This is a genomic window from Pseudomonas sp. GM78 (genome assembly GCF_000282475.1).
Lineage (GTDB): Bacteria > Pseudomonadota > Gammaproteobacteria > Pseudomonadales > Pseudomonadaceae > Aquipseudomonas.
The window spans coordinates 1-3205 of sequence record NZ_AKJF01000181.1 but is presented as its reverse complement, the minus strand read 5'-3'; the positions used below and the strand labels follow the sequence as shown (position 1 = coordinate 3205).

The 3205-nt window shown below is 61.5% G+C and carries 3 protein-coding genes and 1 pseudogene; all 4 read left to right on the top strand.

Annotated elements, in window-relative coordinates; genetic code table 11:
• Positions 1-274 precede the first annotated feature (274 nt).
• Positions 275-877 carry a dimethylamine monooxygenase subunit DmmA family protein gene (locus PMI35_RS06130; protein ID WP_008064235.1) on the top strand — a complete coding sequence of 201 codons (603 nt, stop codon included), beginning with the start codon at positions 275-277 and terminating at the stop codon, positions 875-877.
• Positions 874-1842 carry a PDR/VanB family oxidoreductase gene (locus tag PMI35_RS06135; RefSeq protein WP_008064233.1) on the top strand — a complete coding sequence of 323 codons (969 nt, stop codon included), beginning with the start codon at positions 874-876 and terminating at the stop codon, positions 1840-1842. The genes PMI35_RS06130 and PMI35_RS06135 overlap by 4 nt, the downstream gene beginning before the upstream one ends.
• A gap of 18 nt (positions 1843-1860) precedes the next feature.
• Entirely contained in the window at positions 1861-2883 is a 1023-nt protein-coding gene (locus tag PMI35_RS06140; protein ID WP_008064230.1) for a heme-dependent oxidative N-demethylase family protein, read from the top strand.
• Positions 2884-3013: 130 nt separating this feature from the next.
• Positions 3014-3205: pseudogene (locus PMI35_RS06145) on the top strand (amino acid permease); the annotation flags it as partial.

Here is a 3205-nt window from a genome sequence, read left to right as displayed (position 1 = left end):
CTCTTCCAAGTGACTCGCCGTAAGGGCGAACCCCTAGGTGGCCGTTACCGCAGGAATGGATATGTACACCGAAAAAAACGCTGCAAAAACGCCTACAACCATGGTTATTTCTGCTTACACTTTTCCTCTCGAAAAAAACTTAACCCTTTAAATTCAACACCTTAAACAATTGGCACGCCCTGTGCTCCTGCTATCTGCAACCCACCACCGTTGGGCTTTGCATCTGTGCCGACGTTTCACCCGTCGAGCCGATAGCCAGGAGGAATAACAAGAAATGTTGATCACCGGGATCAAAAGTCGGCCGGTCTACGACCGGTTGCAACCTCTGCCGGGAGGCCTTCGTCACATCATTGCCGGGCAAGGCAGTGGCGGTCGCGCCATGTTGCGTTTGCTCGACGAAATGGTCGGGCTGAATCGGCCAGTGACCTTGCTGTACTCCCAGGAATCGTTTTCCGGCCAGGACTTCCTTGCCCGATTGCAGCAGCGCCCAGGTCACGATTTGCGTGTGTATGCCAGCAACCAGGCATTGATCGACGCCCTCGATGACCTGCTCGGCGACGCAAGAATGGGCACCCGCCTCTACCTCGCCGGCTCCGAAAGTTTCCTGGGCACCGCCATGCAAGTGGCCACCCGCTTCGACCTCAATCGCGACGAAGTGCTGCGCGAGCACTCCGGCACGCTGGTGCGTCGGGTCTGGTGCGTGCACTGCGACACTTACACCGAGAACGTGACCCAACGCGTCTACGACTGCCCCGGTTGCAGCCTGACGCTGGTGGTGCGCGACCACTATTCCCGGCGCCTGGCGGCCTTCCAGGCGGTCAAGGCCGATGCCGAAGTACCGGGCGAACTGCCCCCAGCCGAGGAGCTCGATACATGAGCCAGAACAATGGGACTTTGAACCTGCGCGTAGCTCGCATTGAAGAGGTGACTCCGCAAATCAGGCGTTTCACCCTGGTGTCGCCGACCGGCGCGCACCTGCCGGCGTTCTCCGGTGGCAGCCACGTGGTGGTACTCATCGCCAACCCGAACAATACGCTGCGCAACCCCTACTCGCTGCTGAGTTCGCCCTATGACACCAGCAGCTACCAGATCGCCGTGCGCCGGGTGGAAAACGGCCGTGGTGGCTCGATCGCGCTGCACGACAGTGTCCGCGAAGGCGACCTGATCGAGGTCACGCCACCGGTCAATCTGTTTCCGCTGATCAAGCAGGCACGCTTGCACCTGTTCATTGCCGGTGGCGTCGGTATCACCCCGGTGATCTCCCAGTTGGAGGAGTTGCGCCTGAGCAAGGTGCCTTTCGAACTGCATTACGCGGTTCGCGGCGATGAACACGCACAGCTCGGCAAAGAGTTGCAGGCCACCTACGGCAAGCAGGTGCACCTGTATCGCAAAGGCATCGAGGCACGCATGGACATCGGGCGGATCCTCGCCAATCGCCCGCTCGGCAGTCACGTTTATGCCTGCGGCCCGGACGCCATGATCGACGCCACCCTGGCGTGTGCCCGCGAGCTGGGCTGGACCGACAGCCACGTGCACTTCGAGCGCTTCCTCGAGCAAAGCAGCGGCGGCGAAGCCTTCAGCTTCACCCTGGGCCGCAGTGGCGCAACCATCGAGGTTTCGCCTGACCAGACCATGCTCGAAGCGGTCGAGGCCGCGGGCTACAGCATGCCTTACCTGTGTCGTGGCGGCGCCTGCGGCCATTGCGAAACCGAAGTCCTGGAACTCGACGGCGAACTGCTGCACAGCGATGACTGGCTGTCGGACGAAGACAAGACCAGCCGCAAGAAAATCATGCCCTGCGTATCCCGCGCCAAATGCAATCGCCTGGTCATCGACCTCTGATCGACGGAAGACATAACAATGACTATCGAATTCAACCGCGACGAAACCTACCGCGACGACTATACCTTCGCCAACAGCCCGCAGACCATTGCCCGTGCACCCTTCCCGTTCCCCGATGACGACTACATGTACTCGATGAACCTCGAGCCCCATGTTTCGGTCGGCGACGGCGCCTTCCGCGCGGCGTTCGATATCGACGAGCACTACATCAGCGAATGCCGGGACCGCGCCATCACCCTGGAGAAGGACCCGGGCATGCACTACGTCTCGGCGCCGCACATGATGGAAGCCCAGTGGGACCTGCTGGAACTGATCATGGAGTCCTACGCCCGCGATTACCCGCAGTACTTCACCCTGTCCCGTGAAGGCCGCCAATGGCACTGGACCAACCGCCTGCTGGACATCGACGATCACTTCACCTTCGGCGACCCGGCGACCCTGCCGTATGAGCCGATGGAATACGTGACCCGCCAGGCCCAGGGCGACTGGGTCTTGCAGGAAGAACGCGACGGTACGCTGTACTGGGGCGCCGGGATCGCCACCCAGCGCGCCGACTACTCGCTGCGCTTCAACCTGGGCATGAGCTGGGAGGAATTCCACGGCCCGGTGCCGCTGGTGAAGGAAATCGGCATGCTCGACCGAGCCCTGAAATTCCTCCTGCGCCTGCGCACCGGTCACCCGGTGCGTCGCCTGAACTGGTCGTTGACGGTCAACCCGCGCCTTGAGGTCTCGGCCGAAAGCCTGCCCGAATGGGCACCGGACCGAACCATCGTGACGGCCGAAAACGCCGGCAAACTGGTGTACCTGCGCATCGAGCTGCAACCGCTGCACCGTCTGCCGCGCAGTAACGCCATTGTCTTTCCGATCCGCACCTACCTGCTCAGCCTCGAAGACATCGCCACCAACCCGGCATGGGCGCGGCGCATGCACCGGGTACTGCGCGACCTGAATCAGCAACTGGTGGATTACAAGGGTTTCAGCCGGTATCGCGATGCGGCGGTCGAGTGGCTGTCGCAGTACGACGACGAAACCAAGGCCTGATGCGATCCCCTGTGGGAGCCAGCCTGCTGGCGATGGCGGTCTTGAGATCGCCATCGCCAGCAGGCTGGCTCCCACAGGTTCGAGGTATCCGTGAGTACTAATCCACTGCCATTGATAATGAGGAAATAACATGAGTGGCTCATCCAACACGCGTGCAAGCAGCGCCGATCAGGACGCGGAACAACTGCGCGCCCTCGGCTACAGCTCGGATTTCAATCGCAGCATGAGCCTGTGGGAGAACTTCTCCCTGGGCTTTACCTACCTGTCGCCGGTCGTCGGCGTCTATACCCTGTTCGGCTTGTGCCTGGCCGCCGGCGGCCCG

Excerpts from the sequence above, each read along its gene's own strand:
- PMI35_RS06130 (WP_008064235.1), top strand. The coding sequence starts at position 275 with ATGTTGATCACCGGGATCAAAAGTCGGCCGGTCTACGACCGGTTGCAA.
- PMI35_RS06135 (WP_008064233.1), top strand. The coding sequence starts at position 874 with ATGAGCCAGAACAATGGGACTTTGAACCTGCGCGTAGCTCGCATTGAA.
- PMI35_RS06140 (WP_008064230.1), top strand. The coding sequence starts at position 1,861 with ATGACTATCGAATTCAACCGCGACGAAACCTACCGCGACGACTATACC.